Origin of the sequence: Nocardioides sp. NPDC057772 (assembly GCF_042798075.1) — a bacterium.
Taxonomy (GTDB): Bacteria; Actinomycetota; Actinomycetes; order Propionibacteriales; family Nocardioidaceae; genus Nocardioides.
Genome location: NZ_JBHVKN010000083.1, coordinates 1 through 20,147, shown reverse-complemented (window position 1 = coordinate 20,147; position 20,147 = coordinate 1). Strand labels below are relative to the sequence as shown.

Genomic DNA, 20,147 nt, shown 5'->3' with positions numbered 1-20,147 from the left:
GCGTTATCGGGTGGCTCATGAGACGCGTCGCACTCACCGGGTGACAGAATCGGACACATGGCCGATCGCAGCGCTCCCGACCAGCCCGCCAAGGGAAAGGTCCTCGTCGTCGATGATGATGCCTCGCTGAGCGAGATGCTGGCGATCGTGCTGAGACAGGAGGGTTTCGACTCGCAGCTGGTCGCCCGTGGTGACCTGGCACTGTCCGCGTTCCACGACTACAAGCCCGACGTGGTCCTGCTCGACCTGATGCTTCCCGGGATCGACGGCATCGAGGTGTGCAAGCAGATCCGCAAGGAGTCGGGCGTGCCGATCGTCATGCTGACCGCGAAGGGCGACACGGTGGACGTCGTCGTCGGGCTCGAGTCGGGGGCCGACGACTACGTGGTGAAGCCGTTCAAGCCCAAGGAGCTGATCGCCCGGATCCGCGCCCGGGTACGCCGGCACGGCGAGTCGCTGCCCGAGGTGCTGGAGATCGGCGACCTCACCATCGACGTCGCCGGCCACCAGGTCACCCGCGGGGGTGAGCAGATCCAGCTCACCCCGCTGGAGTTCGACCTGCTCGAGTGCCTGGCCCGCAAGCCCCACCAGGTCTTCTCCCGCGAGGTGCTCCTGGAGCAGGTGTGGGGCTACCGTCACGCCGCCGACACCCGGCTGGTCAACGTGCACGTCCAGCGGCTGCGTTCCAAGGTCGAGCACGACCCGGAGAACCCCGAGATCGTCGTCACCGTCCGTGGCGTCGGCTACAAGGCAGGGCCCGTGTGACACTCCAGCAGGTCGTCCGCACAGCTGCCCGGACGCCCAAGAAGCTTCTGACCACCTGGCGCCGGTCGATCCAGACCCGCGTCGTGGTCTACACCGTGCTGCTCACCGCGGCCGCCGTCAGCCTGGTCGGGATGATCCTGCTCGACCAGATCGGCGACGAGCTGGTCCAGGACCGGGTCGCGGCGGCGAAGGCAGAGGCCTCCGAGGAGCTCTCCGCCGCCCGCGCCAGCATCGCGGAGACCTCGGGTGCCAACGGCGGCACCCCGTTGCAGCGCAACGACCTGGGTGACCCGATCATCCAGCGCAGCCTCTCTCGCGGCTACGGCGTCGTCATGGCGGGGCCGGTGACCTCGACATCGGGCCGGATCAGCGACGACGGTGTCGAGTGGACGCCGGGTGTCGACGTACGCAGCGTCCCGCGGGCGCTGGAGGACCGGTTCCAGTCGATACGGGCCGAGCCGGCCTGGACCTACGCCCGGATCTCCTACGACGACGGCGAGCGCTCCTCCACCCCCGGCATCGTGATCGGGTCTCAGCTGGAGCTGCACGACGACACCTACAACGTCTACTTCCTCTTCCCGATGGACCAGGAGCAGGAGACGCTCGGCGTCATCACCCGCGGCCTGCTGGCCGCGGGCGCGATCCTCATCCTGCTGATCGGGGTCGGCAGCTGGATCGTGACCCGCCATGTCGTCACGCCCATCCGGATCGCCCGCCGGACCGCTGAGCGGCTCGCTGCCGGGCGCCTCGAGGAGCGGATGGTCGTGCACGGCGAGGACGACCTCACCGGTCTGGCGATCTCGTTCAACCAGATGGCCAGCGGCCTGCAGAACCAGATCCGGCAGCTCGAGCACCTCTCCCGCGTCCAGCGACGGTTCAGCTCCGACGTCTCCCACGAGCTGCGTACGCCGCTCACCACCGTCCGCATGGCCAGCGACGTGCTCCACGAGGCCAGGGACACCTTCGACGCGCCGACGGCCCGGGCGGCCGAGCTGCTGCAGACCGAGCTGGACCGGTTCGAGACGCTCCTGGGCGACCTGCTCGAGATCAGTCGCTTCGATGCCGGGGCCGCGGTGCTCGACCTCTACGACACCGACCTGACCGCGCTGGCCCAGACCGTCGTCGAGGCGTACGAACCGCTGGCCGCCAAGCGCGACATCGAGCTGAAGGTCGTCGCCCCCGACCACCCGTGCATCGCCCAGGTCGACCACCGCCGGGTCGAGCGGATCGTCCGCAACCTGGTGGCCAACGCCACCGACCACGCGCTCGTGGGCCAGACCGTCACCATCCGGGTCGACAGCGACGAGCACGCGGCCGCGCTGACCGTGCGTGACCACGGTGTCGGGCTGGCGCCGGGGGAGACGGCACTGGTCTTCAACCGGTTCTGGCGCGCCGACCCCGCCCGCGACCGATCGAGCGGCGGCACCGGCCTGGGCCTGTCGATCTCGCTCGAGGACGCCCACCTCCACGGCGGCTGGCTGCAGGCCTGGGGCCGCCCGGACCAGGGGGCACAGTTCCGGCTCACCCTCCCGCGCTACGCCGGCGCAGCGCTGCGGCACAGCCCGCTCCCGCTCGTCCCGGCGGACGCCCGCGACACCCTGGAGGCATCGTGAGGTCCTTCTTCGCCGTCGTCCTGACCGCGATCGCGCTCCTCGCCTCGGGGTGCTCGAGCGTGCCCGACTCCGGACCCGTCCAGCGCGTCGACCTGGATGCGCCGGACGCGCAGGAGGAGGTCATCCCCTACAACCCGGGCGCTCCGCGCGCGGGTGCGTCGCCGGGTGAGATCGTCGACGGCTTCCTCGACGCCATGAAAGCCACCCCGATGAGCACGGCCTATGCCCGCCGCTACCTCACCAAGGACGCGGCGATGAACTGGGCGCCCGCCGGCCGCACCCTGGTCTACGGCGAGCTCGGCAGCCACGTCGGCTCCTCGCCCCGGGTCTCGGTGGAGCTGGAGGACGCCGGCTGGCTCGACGAACGCGGGGTGTGGCGCGGTGGGCTGGCCGCCTCGCAGGCGATCCTCGACTTCGAGCTGACCCGGACCGAGGGGGAGTGGCGGATCAGCTCGGCGCCCGATGCGCTGGTGGTCGAGGAGGACTGGTTCCTGACCCACTTCGCCCGCAGCAACCTCTACTACGTCGAGCCGACCGGCCGCACCCTCGTGCCGGAGCCGATCTTCGCCCCCAAGGGCACCTCGTACGCGACCACCCTCGTCTCCAGCCTGCTGAGCGGTCCGGGGGAGGAGGAGCGCGGCGTCATCCGCAGCGCGCTGCCGGCCACCGCCGACGAGCCCCGCTCGGTGGACGTACGCGACGGGGTGGCCGAGGTCGACCTGGCCGGTGACCTGGGTGACCACAGCTCAGAGGACCTTCAGCTCATGGGTGCCCAGCTGGCCTGGACCCTGCGTCAGGACGCCAGCGTGGAACGGATCCGGCTGACGATCGACGGCGAGCCGGTGGTGCTTCCGGGCTACGGCGAGACCTTCAACGTCGACAGCGGCGGAGGCTACGACCCCAACGGCACCTCCGCCAGGGTCGACCTCTACGCCCTGCGTGACGGTGCCCTGGTGACCAGCACCGGCGAGAACGGCGATCCGTGGGTGCCGGTGCTCGGCGGCTGGGCCGACTCGCACGGCGTGACCGACGTCGCGGTCGATGCCACCGGCTCGAGTGCCGCCGCGATCACCGCGGACCGCACCGGCGTCCTCGTCGGCAGGCTGGCCAGCGACGGCGAGGTCACCGAGGCTCCGGTGAGCGGCACCCGGCTTCTGCGACCCTCCTGGGACCTCGCCGGCCGGCTGTGGCTGGTCGACAAGGACAGAACCGGCGCCCGGGTGATGTACGTCGACGGCGACCGCCGTGTCCGCGTCGCCATCCCGGGGGTGACCGGCGAGAACGTGACCCGATTCCTGGTCTCGCGCGACGGCACCCGGTTCGTCGCGGTGATCGACGGCTTGTCCTCGGACCGGATCGTCGTCAGCCGGCTGCAGGCGAGCTCCAAGGGCCAGATCACCTCCGGCACGTCGGCGACCCTGCTGCCGCACCCGGACGCCGCGACCATGCGAGTCACCGATGTCGCCTGGACCTCGCCGACCACGATCGTCGCGGTCCAGCAGATCAGCTCGACCGCACTCTTCCAGTCGGTCTCCCTCGACGGCGCGCCCAGCGGCGAGCGCTACACCGTCAGCGACCGGGTCACCGGTGTCGTCGGTTCACCGGTGGCGTCGGCCCGCCTCTACGCGGTCTCCGGCACCACCCTGCTGGACCCGCTCGACCGGTTCGACCTCGGGATGCCGTCCAACATCTCCGACGTCACCTACCAGGGCTGATTCTCCACAGCTTCATCCACAGGCGAGCGGCCCGTGTTTGCCTGGTCGTGCCCACCCTGGTCGACTCGGCCCATGAGTCTTCGAGCGGATCTTGCCGACGCCTGGCACGACCTGGTCGTCGGTGGCCGCTGCGTCGGCTGCCGCCGTCCAGGCAGACTGGTCTGCCCCGGCTGCCGGACCGACCTCCCGGACCGAGCCCGGCCGAGTCCGCCTGACCCGGCGCCGCCGGGCATCGTCCCGGTCTTCGCGGCGGGTCCCTACGAAGGCATCCTCAAGCAGCTCGTCATCGGCCTCAAGGAGCATCAGCTCCTCGGCCTCCGCGGGCCGTTGGCCGGCCTGCTCGCGCTCTCGGTCCTCGAAGCCGTCGCGCCCGTCGCGCCCGTCGCGCCCGTCGCGCGGACCGGCGCCGGCCCGACGATCCTCGTCCCGGTCCCGTCGCGACCGGCCTCGGTGCGAGAGCGGGGCCTGGACAGCACCTCGGCGATCACACGACGAGCCGCCGCGATGCTGAGACAGCACGGGCTCGACGTACGCCACCACCGGCTGCTCCGCACCCGACCGGGTGTCGCGGACCAGGCCGGCCTCGACTCGCGGCAGCGGCGGGCCAACCTGGACGGATCGATCACCTGTCCGGCGTCCGGCATCCGGACACTCGCCAGAACGGTCCCGCGGGCGACGTTCGTCGTCTGTGACGACGTGATCACCACCGGCGCGACCGCGCGTGAGGCCCAGCGCGCGCTGGAATCGGTCGGTCTCGGCGTGAAAGCGATCGCGACCGTGGCGGCCACCCAGCGTCGGTCTCGCGTTCAAATGTAGGAAACCGCCATGTAATTCTGTTGAAGGGCTTTCATGGCGAACATCGGCGAACTACCGTCACTACATGGAGTCCGCCTGGGTCCGTGGTTGCGTCGCAGAGAGGTCCGCATTGCGGGCATCCGAGCGGCAAGCCGATGCCAGTCGCAGGCGAAACGGTCCACGTAACCCTTCGACCCCAGATTCTGGGGCAAGGGGATCACGGTGCGGCTTAGAGATAAGTCCTGCCCTTGCCCTCCCGTCAGATACGGGAGCCAGCAGGGAGAAGGTGGAGTGGCACCAAGCTGCTAAGCCTCCGCAGGCGGTTGTGGGGTCGAAGACCAGGTCGGCCAGGCGGACTCCGTACCCCGGAGGTCATATGCGCTGACCATCCGGGATCCCGCCAACCCCGAAACACCGGGAGGTACCCATGGAAGTTGTCGTCACGGCCCGCAACGCCGAGGTCTCAGACCGCTATCGCGCTCACGTAGCAGAGAAGCTCGCGAAGCTCGAGAAGCATGACCACCGCATCATCAGAATCAACGTGGAGGTCGACAACGAGCCCAACCCGCGCCAGCACAAGGGCGCCGTACACGTCGAGCTCACTGCGTACTCGAAGGGTCCGGTCATCCGGGCCGAGGCGTGTGCCGAGGACAAGATGGGGGCGCTGGACCTGGCTGTCGACAAGATGGCTTCTCAGATGCGCCGCGCCGCTGACCGCCGCAGGGTTCACCGCGGCCGTCGTACGCCGGTTTCCGTCGGACAGGCACTGGCGGGCATCGAGCCCGACGGCCTGGCCACGACGTCCGAGCCCGACCAGTTCGAGGAGGAGGAGATCCGCGAGCACCAGGTCGGCCCGATCACCGTGACGGGGGAGGGGCCCTTGGTGGTCCGGGAGAAGACGCACACCGCGGAGCCGATGACGCTCGACCAGGCGCTCTACGAGATGGAGCTGGTCGGCCACGACTTCTACCTCTACATCGACAAGGACTCGACGAGGCCGTCGGTCGTCTACCGCCGGAGGGGATACGACTACGGGGTGATCGCGCTCAACCGCGCAGACCTCGTCTGAGGATCAGCTGAAGCACGTCGGCCGGGACTTTTCCATCCCTCAGATGGATGAGTCCCGGCCATTCTCTGATCAGGATTCGGATACGTGCCATGATGCATTCGTGTCATCTACATCTGGTGCCGATCGTGAGCCGGTCCGCGTCCTGGTTGTCGACGACCAGGAGCTCTTCCGAAGGGGCCTGGTCGCGCTGCTGGCGAGCGAGCCCGGCATCGAGGTCATCGGTGAGGCGACCAACGGCATCGAGGGCACCGAGCGCGCCGCGGCCTCCGCGCCGGACGTGGTGCTGCTCGACGTACGCATGCCGAAGCAGACCGGCCTGGAGGCGTGCGTCGCCATCAAGGAGGCCGTGCCGTCGGCCAACATCATCATGCTGACGGTCTCGGACGAGGAGGCCGACCTCTACGACGCGGTCAAGGCCGGCGCGATGGGCTACCTCCTCAAGGACTCCTCGATCGACCAGGTCGCCCAGGCGATCCGGGTCGTCGCCGACGGCCAGTCCCTGATCAGCCCCTCCATGGCGGTGAAGCTGATGGAGGAGTTCAAGCAGATGTCCCGGCCGGACCGCTCCCCGGTCCCCGGCCCCAAGCTCACCGACCGTGAGCTCGAGGTCCTCGGCCTGGTCGCCAAGGGCCTCAACAACCGCGAGATCGCCAAGCGGCTGTTCATCTCGGAGAACACCGTCAAGAACCACGTACGCAACATCCTGGAGAAGCTCCAGGCCCACTCGCGCATGGAGGCGGTCATGTACGCCGTGCGCCAGAAGCTCCTCAACGTCGACTAGATCGGCTCGGCTAGGCTGACGCCAGCGTCGCGTGCCGGTGGCAGACCGTGTCAGGCATGGAGGCGCCGGACACGAAGGAGCACGACTGATGTTGTCGTCCCCTTCGCCCTCACGTGACTGAGGGCGAGAAGACCAGGCTGATCGCCTGGGCAGATGAGATGCGGCAGGTCCACGGCCGGCTGCGCACGGCACTGCGAGTGACGCAGGAGGCCATCGCCGCGGGAGATCGCGCAGGGCCCGCGGCCCGCGACCTGCTGCTGTTCTGCCACGGGTTCTGTGCGGCCCTGACCGGCCACCACGAGGGCGAGGACCGGGAGCTCTTCCCGGCGATCGCCCGGGCCCACCCCGAGCTGCGCGAGACGATCCGCCATCTCGAGCAGGACCACTCCATGATCGGCCACCTCCTCGGCGGACTGCAGGCCGCCGTCGATCAGGCCGCCACCCCTGAGGACCTCGGAAAGCACCTCGACGGCATCGCCGCGATCATGGAGTCCCACTTCCGCTTCGAGGAGCGCAAGCTGCTGAGCGTGCTCGAGTCGCTCGAGCTGGACGCGGACGTGGGCGAGGTCTTCGGCCCGCTGTGACTCGTGATCGGCGATGGAGCCGGTTCCGGACGGGAGTTGTCCGGAACCGGCTCTAGAGTCGTGATCGTGCCCAGCTCTCAGACACTCAGCCGCTCGCAGGCCCGCCGGATCGCGCTGGCGGCGCAGGGCTTCGCCGACAAGCCCCACACCACGCCCACGATGCGTACGTTCCAGCGCACCTTGGAGCGCACCGGGGTTCTCCAGGTCGACTCGGTCAACGTCCTGCAGCGGGCGCACTACATGCCGCTCTACAGCCGGATGGGGGCGTACGACACCGGGCTCCTGCACCGGGCGAGCAAGGGGCGACGGGACCGGCGGATGGTCGAGTACTGGGCCCACGTGCAGGCGTTCATGCCGGTCGAGCTGTGGCCGCACATGCAGTGGCGGATGGACGAATACCGAGCACAGAAGGGCTCCAAGTGGTGGGGGAGCGTGCCGGACGGGATGAAGGAGAAGGTGCTGGCGCTGGTGGCCGAGCAGGGGGCGCTCACCGCGCGCGAGGCGGCCAAGGCGCTCGACGACGCCGGGCCCCAGACCAAGGACCACTGGGGCTGGAACTGGTCCGACTCCCGCAAGGCCCTCGACATCCTCTACATGTTCGGTGAGCTCGCGATCTCGCACCGCAACGACCAGTTCGAGGTCGCCTACGACCTGCCCGAGCGGGTCATCCCGAGCGTCCATCTCGAGGCGCCGACGCCGTCGAGGGAAGAGGCCCACCTCGAGCTCGTACGCCGCGCCACCAGGTCCCACGGGGTCGGCACCGCCAAGGACATCGCCGACTACTTCCGGATGCGGGTGGACGACACCACCCGCGCGCTGAACCAGCTCATCGATGCCGGCGAGGTGGAGCCGGTCGCGGTCGAGGGCATCCGCAAGCAGGCCTACCTCTTCACCGGGTCCCGCCTGCCGCGGCGCATCGACGCCCGCGCGGTGCTGAGCCCGTTCGACCCGCTGGTCTGGGAGCGGGAGCGCACCGAGGCGCTCTTCGACTTCTTCTACCGGATCGAGATCTACACCCCGGCCCCGAAGCGGATCCACGGCTACTACGTGCTCCCGTTCCTCCTCGGCGAGCACATCGTCGGCCGGGTCGACCTCAAGGCCGACCGCAAGAGCCGGACGCTCCAGGTCAAGGGCGCCTTCGCCGAACCTCACGCCCCCGTGGAGACGCCCGTGGAGCTCGCCGCCGAGCTCGAGCGGCTCGCCGGCTGGCTGGGCATGGACACGATCCAGGTCGAGCCCAAGGGCGACCTCGCGCCGGCCCTGATCACCGAGGTCGTCCGCTGAAGTCACCGGCCGGACTCCGGTCAGAGGGCTAGTCTGCGGGCATGTCGTTGCGGTTCACCACGCGGGAGTCCGAGTCGCCGTGGGTCGACTCGGTGTGGACCTGTGCGAGCGACGGGGTCGAGACGATGACCTCGGTGGCCGCGAGCCGTTGGGGACTGGTCTTCTGGGAGCAGAACGGGGTGGCGTACGCCTCGGTCTCCGGCCCCGAGACGGCGACCGGTCACGCGCCGGTGCCCGAGGGAGCCAGGTTCGTCGGCATCGAGTTCGCCCATGGCACGACGCTGCGCGCCATGCCCACCAGCGGGCTGGTCAACGGCGGGATCCTGCTTCCCGACGTGACGTCCCGAGGGTTCCGTCTCGACGGCAGCCACTGCGAGACCCCGGGCCCCGACGACGCCGAGGCCCTGGTCGACCGGCTCGTACGCGACGGGGTGATCGTGCGCGACCCGCTGGTCGCGCGGGTGCTGCGCGGGGATCGGGCCGACGTCTCCGAGCGCACCGTGGAGCGCAGGTTCCGGGCGGCCACCGGCCTGACCCGGGGAGCGCTGCACCAGATCGACCGCGCTCGTGAGGCGGCGACGCTGCTCGCCACCGGATCGGCCACCGCCGACGTCGTCGCCAAGCTCGACTACTTCGACGAGCCCCATCTGGCCCGGGCCCTGCGGCGCTACGTCGGCCGGACCGCCGGGCAGCTGCGCGAAGGGTCCGGGGGAGCCATCGCGCTCGACCTCCCTCAGCCGACGGTGTAGACCAGCTTCACGACGCCGTTCGCGTAGGAGTCGCTGTCGGTGAGCCTCAGCTGCTGCTTGTCGCGGTCGGCGTCGCTGAACGGACTCCGGCCCGCGCCGAGCAGCACCGGGAACATCAGCAGGTGGTAGCGGTCGACGAGGCCGGCGTCGGAGAGCCGCCGGGCGAGCTCGAGGCTGCCGTGGACGTAGAGCGATCCGCCCTCCTCCTTCTTCAGCGCCGCGACCTCCTCGTCCGAACGCAGGATCGTCGTCGGTCCCCAGCCGTCGAGGAGGTCGTCCTCCTGGAGCGAGGTCGACACGACGTACTTCGGCAGGTCGCGGTAGACCGCGTGGTCCTCCGAGTCGCGCCAGACCGGCGCGAAGATCTCATAGCTGTGTCGCCCGAGCAGCAGGGCGGAGGTGTCCGCCATCTCCTCGCCCTTGAGGGCGAACGCCTCGGGCAGGAACTCCGTGGCCATCACCCAGCCACCGCTGCGGTGTCCCTCCGCCTCGCTGCCGGGCGAGTCGGCCACGCCGTCCAGCGATACGAACCCGGTCCAGACGATGTCGCGCATGTGCTGCTCCTCGTGTCCTGTGTGCGTCTGAGCAGGCACCAACCTAGGGACGTACCGACCGGGAGTCTTGTACGAAACCGACAGGCCCGATTCCGCTGCTCGGGCACGTGACCGGACCTGGAGATCCTGACATCGAGACCAGGTCGTTGTGGTCGTCGCCGTACGGTCACGACCGGCAGGTGGGTAGAGTGACCGTGCTATCTGTCTGCCGCTAGTAGGAGCCCGCCACCGTGGCAATTCTCGACAAGATCCTTCGCCTCGGCGAAGGCAAGATTCTTCGCGAGCTCGAGGCCATCTCGAAGGCCGTCAACGCGATCGAGGACGAGTTCGTCGCGATGAGCGATGACGAGCTGCGCGGGATGACCGACGAGTTCAAGCAACGCCTGGAGAACGGCGAGGACCTCGACGACATCATGGCCGAGGCGTTCGCCACGGTCCGCGAGGTCACCAAGCGCGTCCTGGGCCAGCGCCACTACGACGTCCAGATCCAGGGTGGCGCCGCGCTCCACCTCGGCAACATCGCCGAGATGAAGACCGGTGAGGGCAAGACCCAGACCGCGGTGCTCCCGGCCTACCTCAACGCGCTGGCCGGCAAGGGCGTCCACGTCGTCACCGTCAACGACTACCTGGCCAAGTATCAGTCCGAGGTCATGGGCCGCATCTACGGCTTCCTCGGCCTCTCCGTCGGCGTGATCCTGCCGCAGATGACCCCGGCGCAGCGCCGCGCGGCCTACAACTGCGACATCACCTATGGCACCAACAACGAGCTCGGCTTCGACTACCTGCGCGACAACATGGCCTCCTCGATGGAGGACCTGGTCCAGCGCGGCCACTTCTTCGCGATCGTCGACGAGGTCGACTCGATCCTCATCGACGAGGCCCGCACGCCGCTGATCATCTCGGGTCCCACCGAGGACGACGTGAAGTGGTACGACGAGTTCGCCACGATCGCCAAGACCCTGGTCCGTGACGTCGACTACGAGGTCGACGAGAAGAAGCGCACCATCGCCGTCCTCGAGCGAGGCATCACCAAGGTCGAGGACCACCTCGGGATCGAGAACCTCTACGAGGCGGTCAACACCCCGCTGATCTCGTTCATGAACAACTCGATCAAGGCCAAGGAGCTCTTCCGCCGCGACAAGGAGTACGTCGTCGCCAACGACGAGGTCCTGATCGTCGACGAGCACACCGGCCGCATGCTCGCCGGCCGCCGCTACAACGACGGTCTGCACCAGGCGATCGAGGCCAAGGAGGGTGTGAAGGTCCGCGAGGAATACCAGACCCTCGCGAGCATCACCCTGCAGAACTACTTCCGTCTCTACGAGAAGCTCTCCGGCATGACCGGTACGGCCATGACCGAGGAGTCGGAGTTCGACAAGATCTACAAGCTCGGCGTGGTCCCGATCCCGACCAACAAGCCGATGATCCGCAAGGACCAGCCCGACCTCGTCTACCGCACCGAGGTGGCGAAGTACGAGGCCGTCGCCGACGACATCGTCGAGCGCCACAAGAAGGGCCAGCCGGTGCTGGTCGGCACCGTCTCGGTCGAGAAGTCCGAATACCTCGGCAACATCCTCAAGAAGCGCGGCGTCCCGCACACGGTCCTCAACGCGAAATACCACGCCGACGAGGCCAAGATCGTCGCGCTGGCCGGTCACAAGGGCGCCGTCACGGTCGCCACCAACATGGCCGGCCGAGGCACCGACATCATGCTCGGTGGCTCCGTGGACTTCCTGGCCGACCAGGAGCTCCGCAAGCAGGGCCTGGAGCCCACCGGTGAGACCGCCGAGGCGTACGAGAACGCCTGGGCGTCGACCGTCGAGCGGATCAAGGAGCAGGTCGCCGCCGAGCACGAGGAGGTCACCAAGCTGGGTGGTCTCTACGTCCTCGGCACCGAGCGCCACGAGTCCCGGCGTATCGACAACCAGCTGCGCGGTCGTTCCGGCCGTCAGGGCGACCCGGGCGAGTCCCGCTTCTACCTGTCGCTGGAGGACGACCTGATGCGCCTGTTCAAGGGCGAGTGGGTCGACCGCATCCTGACCACGCTGAAGATCCCCGACGACGTGCCGATCGAGGCCAAGTCGGTGACCAAGTCGATCGCCAACGCGCAGACCCAGGTCGAGGGCCAGAACTTCGAGTCCCGCAAGAACGTCCTCAAGTACGACGACGTCATGGACCGCCAGCGCAAGGTGATCTACGCCGAGCGCCGCGAGGTGCTCGAGGGTGCCGACCTCGAGGAGCAGATCCGGGGCTTCATCGACGACGTCGTCACCGGGATCGTCACCGGAGCGACCCAGGACTACGCCGAGGAGTGGGACCTCGACCAGCTGTGGACCGACCTCAGGCAGATCTGGCCGGTCTCGGTCGAGCCGAAGAAGCTGATCGACGAGGCAGGCGGGAGCAAGGACGACCTCGACCGTCAGGAGCTCATCGAGATCCTCAAGAAGGACGCTCAGGAGGCCTACGACCGTCGCGAGGCGGAGATCGGGTCCGAGGGCATGCGTGAGGTCGAGCGCCAGGTCGTGCTCTCGGTGCTGGACCGCAAGTGGCGTGAGCACCTCTACGAGATGGACTACCTGCGCGAGGGCATCGGGCTGCGGGCCTACTCGCAGCGCGACCCGCTGGTGGAATACCAGCGCGAGGGCTTCGACATGTTCACCGCGATGATGGACGGCATCAAGGAGGCCGCGGTCGGCTACCTGTTCAACCTGGAGGTCCAGATCGAGCAGGCCGAGCCGGAGTTCCACTACCACGCCGACGGCACCCGTCACGCCGGTCCGATGCACGAGGGCGCGCTCGCCGAGCCGCCGGTCGGCGTCGGGCAGGCGGGTGGTCTCCAGGACATCTCCGCCGCGCTGAAGGCCGAGGCTGCGAAGGCTTCGGCGAGCGCTCCGCAGGTCACCGCGAAGGGCCTGCAGCGGCCCGCCACGCCCAAGCAGCTGGCCTTCTCCGGTCCGGACGAGCAGGGCCAGGCCGAGGCGCAGGGAAGCACCGTCCCCAACGCCGACGACCCCTACGCCAAGGTCGGCCGCAACGAGCAGTGCCCCTGTGGCTCGGGCAAGAAGTTCAAGCAGTGCCACGGCCGCCCCGGCGGCCCGACGGGCCTCACCACCCGCGTCAACGGCTGACGCGCTTCGGCCGACACCCGGTGGAGCGCTGTACGTAGCCGATGCGTACAGCGCTCCACCGCGTCACGTGTACGGGCCGAAGTTGAGGACCGTGCAGATCCAGTTCTCGCCGCTCTGCTCGAAGCGTAGGGCCATCGCGCGGTAGCCGTGGCCGTACTTGATCGTGGCCGTGGCCTCGACGACGGTCTCGGTGACGACGTGGAGGTGCCATCGGTGGACACGAGGTCGGACGGGCTGCTGGCGGCCCGTGCCGGGCTCGTACGCCCCGCTCCGAGCGGTAAGGGCGGCCCGGTATCGCAGGTCGGCGACGACCTCCTTGGTCGTCCAGCGCACCAGCTGGCTTGCTGGCCGGTCTCCGCCGACGACCTCCGCGATCTTCTGGGCGAACTGCGGGATCCAGCCGGTCAGATGACCGCGCGCGGGGACGATGGGGATCGGCTCGGCCAGCAGACCCTCGCCGTCCTCTGGTGGATCTGCTTGTGGCGGGTCCAGTCGTGGCTGTAGCTCGAAGGCGAGCGTGCCCTGGACCTCGGCCAGGGGCACCTTGTCAGAATCGGGTCCCCGAGATGGTTGAGCGCTCATGGGCGCAAACTCCTTTCCGAGCAGTCAACCTCCTCTTACCCGAATCTCCCGGTTCTAAACCGACGGGTAACAAAAGGTGCTGCTGTGACGAAAGGAGGCAGTTGTGACTAGGGCGGAGGGGCGGCCTAGGTCGACTGGTCGTCGTAGGGCGGCTTCTCGCCGGCCAGGAGGGGCTTGGGCGCCTTGGCGCGCGCTTCTTCCTCCTCGATCTCGGCGAGGGCTTCCTGGATCTGCTTGCTGACGATCCGACGGGGGTCGAGATCACGCAGCTCGAGGTCCTGGTAGGCGGGCCCGAGCTCTCCGCGCAGGTCGTCTCGCGCGTTGTTGGCCAGGTTGCGCACCTGGTGGAGGAGGCGGGCGATCTGCCGTGCCATGTCGGGGATCTTGTCCGGTCCGAAGACGAGGATGGCGATCACGACGATGACGGCAAGCTCCGCGAAGCCGATGCCGAACACGGAGGTGAACCTACAGGCTCAGAGCTTGGAGGTGGGAGTGAGGCCCAGTTGCATGCCCGCGAGGCCGCGTCCGCGGCCCGAGATCGTACGCGCCACCTCGGCCAGGACCTTGGCCGACTCCGCGGTCGGGTCGGTCTCGACGATCGGCTTCCCGGCGTCTCCGGCCTCGCGCAGCGTCTGCTCCAGCGGCACCTGACCGAGCAGCGGGACCTTCGAGCCGAAGCGCTGGGAGAGGGTGTCGGCGACCCGCTGGCCACCGCCGGAGCCGAAGACCTCCATCTTGGAGCCGTCGGGCAGGACGAGCCAGGACATGTTCTCCACGACGCCGACGACACGCTGATGCATCATCTCGGCCATGGTGCCGGCCCGCTCGGCCACCTCGGCGGCGGCCTCCTGCGGGGTGGTGACCACGACGATCTCGGCGTTGGGCAGGTGCTGGCCGAGCGAGATCGCCACGTCGCCGGTGCCCGGGGGCAGGTCGAGCAGCAGCGCGTCGAGGTCGCCCCAGTAGACGTCGGAGAGCATCTGGACCAGGGCCCGGTCGAGCATCGGTCCGCGCCAGGCCACGACCTGGTCGCGGCGCGGCTTGAGCATCCCGATCGAGATCACGCTCACGCCGGACGCGGTCGGCACCGGCATGATCAGGTCGTCGACCTGGGTCGGCCGGGAGTCGGCCACCCCCAGCATCGCGGGCACCGAGTGGCCGTAGATGTCGGCATCGACGATGCCGACCTTGAGGCCCTGCTTGGCCAGCGCGACGGCCAGGTTGACCGTGACCGACGACTTGCCGACACCGCCCTTGCCCGACGCGATCGCGAAGACCTTGGTGAGCGAGCCGGGCTGGGCGAAGGGGATCTCCCGCTGCGCCTGGCCGCCGGTGAGCGACTCGCGCATCGCCGTGCGCTGCTCGTTGGACATCACCCCGAGCTCGAGCTCGACGCCGGTGACGCCGTCGACCTTCTCCAGCGCGGCGGTGGTGTCCTTGTTGATCGTGTCCTTGAGCGGACAGCCCGCAACGGTCAGCAGCACCTTGGCGTGCACGACACCGGCGTCGTCGATCGAGACGGAGTCGACCATCCCCAGCTCGGTGATGGGACGTTTGATCTCCGGGTCCTGAACGGTCGCCAGAGCTGCGTTGACACGGTCGAGAAGCGGGCTACTCACGGTATGCAAGCCTACGTCGTGCGTGGGGACTCTCCCGCATCGACCGAGTGCTGGTCGATCAGATCACGGTGTCGGTCGCGCTCGTCGAGCTCCTCGAGGAGCAGGCGCAGCTCGGAACGGAGGTAGTCACGGGTGGCGACCTCGCCGAGGGCCATCCGCAGCGACGCGGTCTCGCGGGCGAGGAACTCCATGTCGGCCTTGGACTGCGAGGCGATGCGGCGGTCCTGCTCGGCGATCGCCCGGTCGCGGTCCTCCTGGCGGTTCTGCGCGAGCAGGATCAGGGGCGCGGCGTACGAGGCCTGCAGGCTCAGCGCGAGGGTCAGGAAGATGAACGGGAACTCGTCGAAGCGCCATTCCAGGGGCGCGAGGGTGTTCCAAGCGACCCAGATGAGCACGACCATCGTCATCCAGGCGATGAACCGGGCGGTGCCCATGTAGCGGGCGAAGGCCTCGGCGAACGAACCGAAGGCGTCGGCGCGGAAGGTGGGCCGGCGGACCAGGGGGCGACGCAGCTCGCGGGGGGTGTCGAGGCGGCCGCGAGCGGCGCGTGCGTCAGCCACGACGCACCATCTCCGGCGTGATCACCTTGTTCGGACGAGTGTCGGGCCGGGTGTCGGGGCGTGGCTCGGTGGCCGACTCCTGGCGGGCCAGCTTCTCGCGCCAGTTCTCCGGGAGCAGGTGGTCGAGCAGGTCGTCGACGGTCACCGCGCCGGCGAGATGGCCGTTCTCGTCGACGACGGGAGCCGCCACCAGGTTGTAGGTGGCCAGGTGGGCCGCGACCTGCTCAGTGCTGTCCTCGGGGCGCAGCGGCTCCAGGGACTCGTCGAGAGCACCCGCGACGAGCGTCGACGGTGGCTCACGCAGCAGCCGCTGGATGTGGGCGATGCCGAGGAACTTGCCCGTCGGCGTCTCCAGGGGAGGACGGCAGACGTAGACCAGGGCCGCCTGGGCCGGGGTGAGGTCGGGGTTGCGGACGAGGGCGAGTGCGTCGGCGATCGTCGCGTCCGGGCCGACGATGACCGGCTCGGGGGTCATCATCGAGCCGGCGGTGTCCTCCTCGTAGGACATCAGCCGGAGTACGTCCTTGGCCTCTTCGGGCTGCATCAGCTCGAGGAGCAGGGTGGCGGTCTCCTCGGGCAGCTCGGCGATGAGGTCCGCGGCGTCGTCGGGCGACATCTCCTCGAGGACGTCGGCAGCACGCTCGGAGTCCAGTGCCCGCACGATGGCGACCTGGTCGTCCTCCGGGAGCTCCTCGAGCACCTCGGCGAGGCGCTCGTCGTCGAGCGCGGCGACCACCTGGCGCCGGCGCTCGGGTGGAAGCTCGTGGATCATCGTCGCGGCGTCGGCCGGACGCATCTCGTGGATCGCCTGGACCAGGTGGGTCGCGGCCTGGGTGGGGGAGCGGCGGGCCAGGCCCTCTACGTCGTCCCACTCGACCACGTGCGTCTGGCCGCGGCGGCGCAGGCCCTTCGACGGCTCCTGCACGGCGACCCGGGAGAGCAGCCAGTCGCGGTTGCGGGCCTGCTCCATGCCCACGTCGTAGACCGTCCCGGACACGCCGGTGGAGCGAATCGTGACCTGACGGTCGAACATCTGGCCGATGACCAGGGTCTCGGTCGAACGCTGCTGGAAGCGGCGCATGTTGAGCAGGCCGGTCGTGTAGATCTGACCGGAGTCGATGCTGGTCACCCGGGTCATCGGCACGAAGATGCGCCGGCGCCCGAAGACCTCGACCACGAGGCCCAGCACGCGCGGCTGCCGGGCGTCCGACCTGACCGTGACCACGAGATCTCGCACCTTGCCGACCTGCTCACCGAGCGGGTCGAAGATCGGAAGGCCGACCAGGCGTGCCGCGTAGACGCGGTTGGGCGAGGTGCTCACGCCGTCACCTCCGTAGCGCAGGCGCCAAGACACGGAAGTGGCGGCGTGATGTCCTTGCGGTCCACTCGCTGACGCTCGCTCACAGCCCCACGTTATGACATCGGCCCCAGCCGGTCGCCTCGACGCTCACGCCCTGACCCCGAGCGTTGATTCGATGAACTATCCGAACTCGCGCCGGAGCGGGGTCGGCGATCTGACTGAGGCCTGTGTTACAAAAGTTTCCGATGTGACCAGTGTGACCGGTCGCCACCGCAGGGAGAAGGGCCCGGACGGATGCGTACACAACCTCAGGCAACGTCTCACGCCGGTCGAGCGGCCCGCGCCCTGCTCTCCGCGGGCCTCGTCGTCGGCCTCCTCGGGGGCGCGCTCGTCACCGTGCGCGACGTCTCCGCCCCGTCTGCGACGGACCTGGAGACCGTGTCCTACTCGCCCCCGCGCTACCGGATGGTGCAGGCCAACATCAAGGCGAGCATGGGCCCGGCGAAGTTCAGGCGGGACGTACGCACCGTCGTCGGCACCGCCCCCGACTTCATCACCTACAACGAGGTGAACGGCCGCCGGACCGCGGATCTGGAGCCGGGGCGCTACCGCGTCTGGCGCAAGGGCGGCGACGCCTACAGGTCGGCGACGGCGGTGGCCTGGGACGACGACAGGTGGGCCGCGACGTCGAAGGGCATCCACCAGATCAGCAACAAGCGCGGCAAGCCGGCCGACCAGCGGCTGCACTGGGGGATCAGGTTTGCCAACTGGGTCACGCTCGAGAACCGGGCGACCGGCCGCAACGTCTCCGTGGTCGCGGTGCACTTCGCGCCGAAGTCCAAGTACTACGGCGACCTGGTCCGTCCCTCCGCCCGCGCGCTGAACGTGCTGGTCAAGGCGCTGGCCGGCCGCGGTCCGGTGGTGGTCGGCGGCGACCTGAACGTGCAGTACGGCGGCTCCCGCTACCCGCGGGACATCTTCGCCGCGCAGCACCTGGTCCCGACCTACGACGTCACCCGGCAGGCGCCGGTCACCTACCGCCGGGCGTCGACCATCGACTACGTGCTGGCCCGTGGGATCGCCCGGTTCGCGACCGGCAACCAGCGCGCGTTCGGCCTCGAGTCGGACCACAACGCGGTCCGGGTCGACCTCTCGCCGCTGCCGGTCACCTCGACGGCGGGCTCGGAGCGGGCACGGTTCGGGCCCGGAGTCGTGGTCACCGACCCGGGACTGAGCGCCGCGGAGGAGCAGAGCGTGCTGCGTACGGTGCTGAAGGCGGTCAACAGCGCCAGGCGGGGTCAGGTCGTCCACCTGGCGACGCGGACGCTGACCAACGCCCGGGTGGTCCGGGCGCTGAAGCGGGCGAAGTCCCGTGGGGTGAAGGTGCAGGTCGTCACCGCGGAGCGGACCAGGACCGACGAGATGCGCTCGCTGCAGCGCGTCCTCGGCAAGAACGTGAACAAGGACAGCTGGGCCGTGGCGCGCCCGCGCGGCTATGACCGCGCCGGCCTGCGGGCGACCGTGCTGCTGGTCAGCCGGACCGGCGCGACCCCGGCGTTCGCGTTCAGCTCCAGCACCCAGATGTCCGCCTTGGCCGGCACGGGGAAGCGGACGGGCTACGTGAGCGTCACCAAGGCGTCGTACGACAAGCTCTTCAAGCCGTTCTTCTCGGCTGTCGGACGGCGGGTCTGAGCGTCGTAGGATCGACCTGTGGCGGGTGTCACCTGTCCCTGGTGGTTACTGATTGGTAACCTGCCGCCGTGACGTCAGCGTGGTCTCGACGGGTCTGAAACGTTGTGGCCCCGACCACCGATATGAGGAGTAGAGCATGGGTCGCCTTGCCGAGACCGAGGGTCTCACCGACATCCAGGAAGAGATCCTGAAGACCGTCCGTCAGTTCGTGGACGAGAAGGTCATCCCGGTGGCCCAGGAGCTGGAGCACGCCGATGAGTATCCGACCGAGATCGTGGAGGGTCTCAAGGAGCTCGGCATCTTCGGCCTGATGATCCCGGAGGAGTACGGCGGCCTGGGCGAGTCGCTGCTGACGTACGCGCTGTGCGTGGAGGAGATCGCGCGCGGCTGGATGTCGGTCTCGGGTGTCATCAACACCCACTTCATCGTGGCCTACATGCTGATGCAGCACGGCACCGAGGAGCAGAAGCAGAAGTACCTGCCGAAGATGGCGACCGGTGAGGTGCGCGGCGCGTTCTCGATGTCCGAGCCGGGTCTCGGCTCCGACGTGTCCGCGGTGTCGACCAAGGCGACCAAGCAGGCCGACGGGTCCTACGAGATCACCGGCCAGAAGATGTGGCTGACCAACGGTGGTTCCTCCACGCTGGTCGCGGTGCTGACCAAGACCGACGAGGGCGCCGAGAGCGTCTACAAGAACATGACCACCTTCCTGGTGGAGAAGACCCCGGGCTTCGGCGAGGTCGCGCAGGGCGTGACCGTGCCCGGCAAGATCGACAAGATGGGCTACAAGGGCATCGACACGACCGAGATGATCTTCGAGGGTCACAAGATCTCGGCCGACCAGATCCTCGGTGGCGTCCCCGGCAAGGGCTTCTTCCAGATGATGGACGGCGTCGAGGTCGGCCGCGTCAACGTCGCCGCCCGCGCCTGCGGCCTCGCGATCCGCGGCTTCGAGCTCGGCATCGCCTACGCCCAGCAGCGTCAGACCTTCGGCAAGAAGATCGCCGAGCACCAGGCCATCTTGTTCCGGCTGGCGGAGATGGGCACCAAGGTCGAGGTCTCCCACAACATGATGGTCCGCGCCGCGCGTCTGAAGGACACCGGCAAGCGGATGGACGTCGAGGCCGGCATGGCCAAGATGGTCGCCTCCGAGTACGCCAACGAGGTCGTGGAGGACTCCTTCCGCATCCACGGCGGCTACGGCTACTCCAAGGAGTACGAGATCGAGCGGCTCATGCGCGAGGTCAAGTTCATGCTCATCGGTGAGGGCACCAGCGACATCCAGAAGATGATCATCGGCCGCAGCCTCCTCAAGGACTACAAGTCCTGACCCTCCCGGCGGATCCTCCGCGGGACC

At 68.9% G+C, this 20,147-nt stretch carries 18 protein-coding genes; 12 read left to right on the top strand and 6 right to left on the bottom strand.

Annotation, left to right across the window (positions count from 1 at the left end; all coding sequences use genetic code 11):
• Positions 1-57 precede the first annotated feature (57 nt).
• The 9 genes from mtrA (at position 58) to ACFVJS_RS15190 (ending at position 9,355) form a co-directional block, all read left to right on the top strand.
• Positions 58-765, top strand: coding sequence for an MtrAB system response regulator MtrA (gene mtrA / locus ACFVJS_RS15230; protein ID WP_378881580.1), 708 nt, complete (start codon positions 58-60; stop codon positions 763-765).
• On the top strand, positions 762-2,378 hold the full coding sequence (gene mtrB / locus ACFVJS_RS15225; RefSeq protein WP_378881577.1) for an MtrAB system histidine kinase MtrB: 1,617 nt from the start codon (positions 762-764) through the stop codon (positions 2,376-2,378). Before mtrA ends, mtrB begins: the two co-directional genes overlap by 4 nt.
• On the top strand, positions 2,375-4,093 hold the full coding sequence (locus ACFVJS_RS15220; protein WP_378881574.1) for an LpqB family beta-propeller domain-containing protein: 1,719 nt from the start codon (positions 2,375-2,377) through the stop codon (positions 4,091-4,093). The genes mtrB and ACFVJS_RS15220 overlap by 4 nt, the downstream gene beginning before the upstream one ends.
• A 72-nt stretch (positions 4,094-4,165) precedes the next feature.
• Positions 4,166-4,909 (top strand): ComF family protein, encoded by a 744-nt coding sequence (locus ACFVJS_RS15215; RefSeq protein WP_378881572.1) that lies wholly within the window; start codon positions 4,166-4,168, stop codon positions 4,907-4,909.
• A gap of 406 nt (positions 4,910-5,315) precedes the next feature.
• Positions 5,316-5,957: a ribosome hibernation-promoting factor, HPF/YfiA family gene (gene hpf, locus ACFVJS_RS15210; protein ID WP_378881569.1), complete on the top strand. Its 642-nt coding sequence runs from the start codon at positions 5,316-5,318 to the stop codon at positions 5,955-5,957.
• Between the two features lie 100 nt (positions 5,958-6,057).
• On the top strand, positions 6,058-6,738 hold the full coding sequence (locus ACFVJS_RS15205) for a response regulator transcription factor (RefSeq protein ID WP_045547972.1): 681 nt from the start codon (positions 6,058-6,060) through the stop codon (positions 6,736-6,738).
• 113 nt (positions 6,739-6,851) lie between these two features.
• On the top strand, positions 6,852-7,322 hold the full coding sequence (locus ACFVJS_RS15200) for a hemerythrin domain-containing protein (protein ID WP_378881566.1): 471 nt from the start codon (positions 6,852-6,854) through the stop codon (positions 7,320-7,322).
• Positions 7,323-7,388: 66 nt separating this feature from the next.
• On the top strand, positions 7,389-8,606 hold the full coding sequence (locus tag ACFVJS_RS15195) for a winged helix-turn-helix domain-containing protein (RefSeq protein ID WP_378881563.1): 1,218 nt from the start codon (positions 7,389-7,391) through the stop codon (positions 8,604-8,606).
• A 41-nt stretch (positions 8,607-8,647) separates the two neighbouring features.
• The gene (locus tag ACFVJS_RS15190) at positions 8,648-9,355 is read left to right on the top strand and encodes a helix-turn-helix domain-containing protein (protein WP_378881561.1); all 708 of its coding nucleotides are present in this window, start codon (positions 8,648-8,650) and stop codon (positions 9,353-9,355) included.
• On the opposite strand, the gene ACFVJS_RS15185 is transcribed toward ACFVJS_RS15190, so the two are convergent.
• Positions 9,340-9,909 (bottom strand): dihydrofolate reductase family protein, encoded by a 570-nt coding sequence (locus tag ACFVJS_RS15185; protein WP_378881558.1) that lies wholly within the window; start codon positions 9,907-9,909, stop codon positions 9,340-9,342. The two genes, ACFVJS_RS15190 and ACFVJS_RS15185, sit on opposite strands and share 16 nt — an antisense overlap.
• A 230-nt stretch (positions 9,910-10,139) precedes the next feature.
• Between ACFVJS_RS15185 and secA the strand changes: the two genes are divergently transcribed.
• Complete coding sequence (secA, locus tag ACFVJS_RS15180) at positions 10,140-13,037, top strand: preprotein translocase subunit SecA (protein ID WP_378881555.1); 2,898 nt, start codon at positions 10,140-10,142, stop codon at positions 13,035-13,037.
• A gap of 63 nt (positions 13,038-13,100) precedes the next feature.
• On the opposite strand, the gene ACFVJS_RS15175 is transcribed toward secA, so the two are convergent.
• The 5 genes from ACFVJS_RS15175 to ACFVJS_RS15155 form a co-directional block, all read right to left on the bottom strand.
• Positions 13,101-13,619 (bottom strand): Rv3235 family protein, encoded by a 519-nt coding sequence (locus ACFVJS_RS15175; RefSeq protein ID WP_378881552.1) that lies wholly within the window; start codon positions 13,617-13,619, stop codon positions 13,101-13,103.
• 125 nt (positions 13,620-13,744) lie between these two features.
• Positions 13,745-14,074: a sec-independent translocase gene (locus ACFVJS_RS15170; RefSeq protein ID WP_378881550.1), complete on the bottom strand. Its 330-nt coding sequence runs from the start codon at positions 14,072-14,074 to the stop codon at positions 13,745-13,747.
• Positions 14,075-14,092: 18 nt separating this feature from the next.
• A complete protein-coding gene (locus ACFVJS_RS15165) occupies positions 14,093-15,238 on the bottom strand; it encodes an Mrp/NBP35 family ATP-binding protein (protein ID WP_378881548.1) in 1,146 nt (381 codons plus the stop codon).
• Between the two features lie 11 nt (positions 15,239-15,249).
• Entirely contained in the window at positions 15,250-15,798 is a 549-nt protein-coding gene (locus tag ACFVJS_RS15160; protein WP_378881545.1) for a DUF1003 domain-containing protein, read from the bottom strand.
• Entirely contained in the window at positions 15,791-17,119 is a 1,329-nt protein-coding gene (locus ACFVJS_RS15155; RefSeq protein WP_378881542.1) for a magnesium transporter MgtE N-terminal domain-containing protein, read from the bottom strand. Before ACFVJS_RS15155 ends, ACFVJS_RS15160 begins: the two co-directional genes overlap by 8 nt.
• Positions 17,120-17,392: 273 nt before the next feature.
• Here ACFVJS_RS15155 and ACFVJS_RS15150 point away from each other — a divergent pair, with 273 nt between their 5' ends.
• Both ACFVJS_RS15150 and ACFVJS_RS15145 read left to right on the top strand, forming a co-directional pair.
• Entirely contained in the window at positions 17,393-18,790 is a 1,398-nt protein-coding gene (locus ACFVJS_RS15150) for an endonuclease/exonuclease/phosphatase family protein (protein ID WP_378881540.1), read from the top strand.
• Positions 18,791-18,926: 136 nt separating this feature from the next.
• Positions 18,927-20,120 carry an acyl-CoA dehydrogenase family protein gene (locus tag ACFVJS_RS15145; protein ID WP_378881537.1) on the top strand — a complete coding sequence of 398 codons (1,194 nt, stop codon included), beginning with the start codon at positions 18,927-18,929 and terminating at the stop codon, positions 20,118-20,120.
• Positions 20,121-20,147 lie beyond the last annotated feature (27 nt).

Excerpts from the sequence above, each read along its gene's own strand:
- ACFVJS_RS15185 (WP_378881558.1), bottom strand. The coding sequence starts at position 9,909 with ATGCGCGACATCGTCTGGACCGGGTTCGTATCGCTGGACGGCGTGGCC.
- ACFVJS_RS15215 (WP_378881572.1), top strand. The coding sequence starts at position 4,166 with ATGAGTCTTCGAGCGGATCTTGCCGACGCCTGGCACGACCTGGTCGTC.
- hpf (WP_378881569.1), top strand. The coding sequence starts at position 5,316 with ATGGAAGTTGTCGTCACGGCCCGCAACGCCGAGGTCTCAGACCGCTAT.
- mtrA (WP_378881580.1), top strand. The coding sequence starts at position 58 with ATGGCCGATCGCAGCGCTCCCGACCAGCCCGCCAAGGGAAAGGTCCTC.
- ACFVJS_RS15175 (WP_378881552.1), bottom strand. The coding sequence starts at position 13,619 with ATGAGCGCTCAACCATCTCGGGGACCCGATTCTGACAAGGTGCCCCTG.
- ACFVJS_RS15145 (WP_378881537.1), top strand. The coding sequence starts at position 18,927 with ATGGGTCGCCTTGCCGAGACCGAGGGTCTCACCGACATCCAGGAAGAG.
- ACFVJS_RS15190 (WP_378881561.1), top strand. The coding sequence starts at position 8,648 with ATGTCGTTGCGGTTCACCACGCGGGAGTCCGAGTCGCCGTGGGTCGAC.
- ACFVJS_RS15150 (WP_378881540.1), top strand. The coding sequence starts at position 17,393 with ATGCGTACACAACCTCAGGCAACGTCTCACGCCGGTCGAGCGGCCCGC.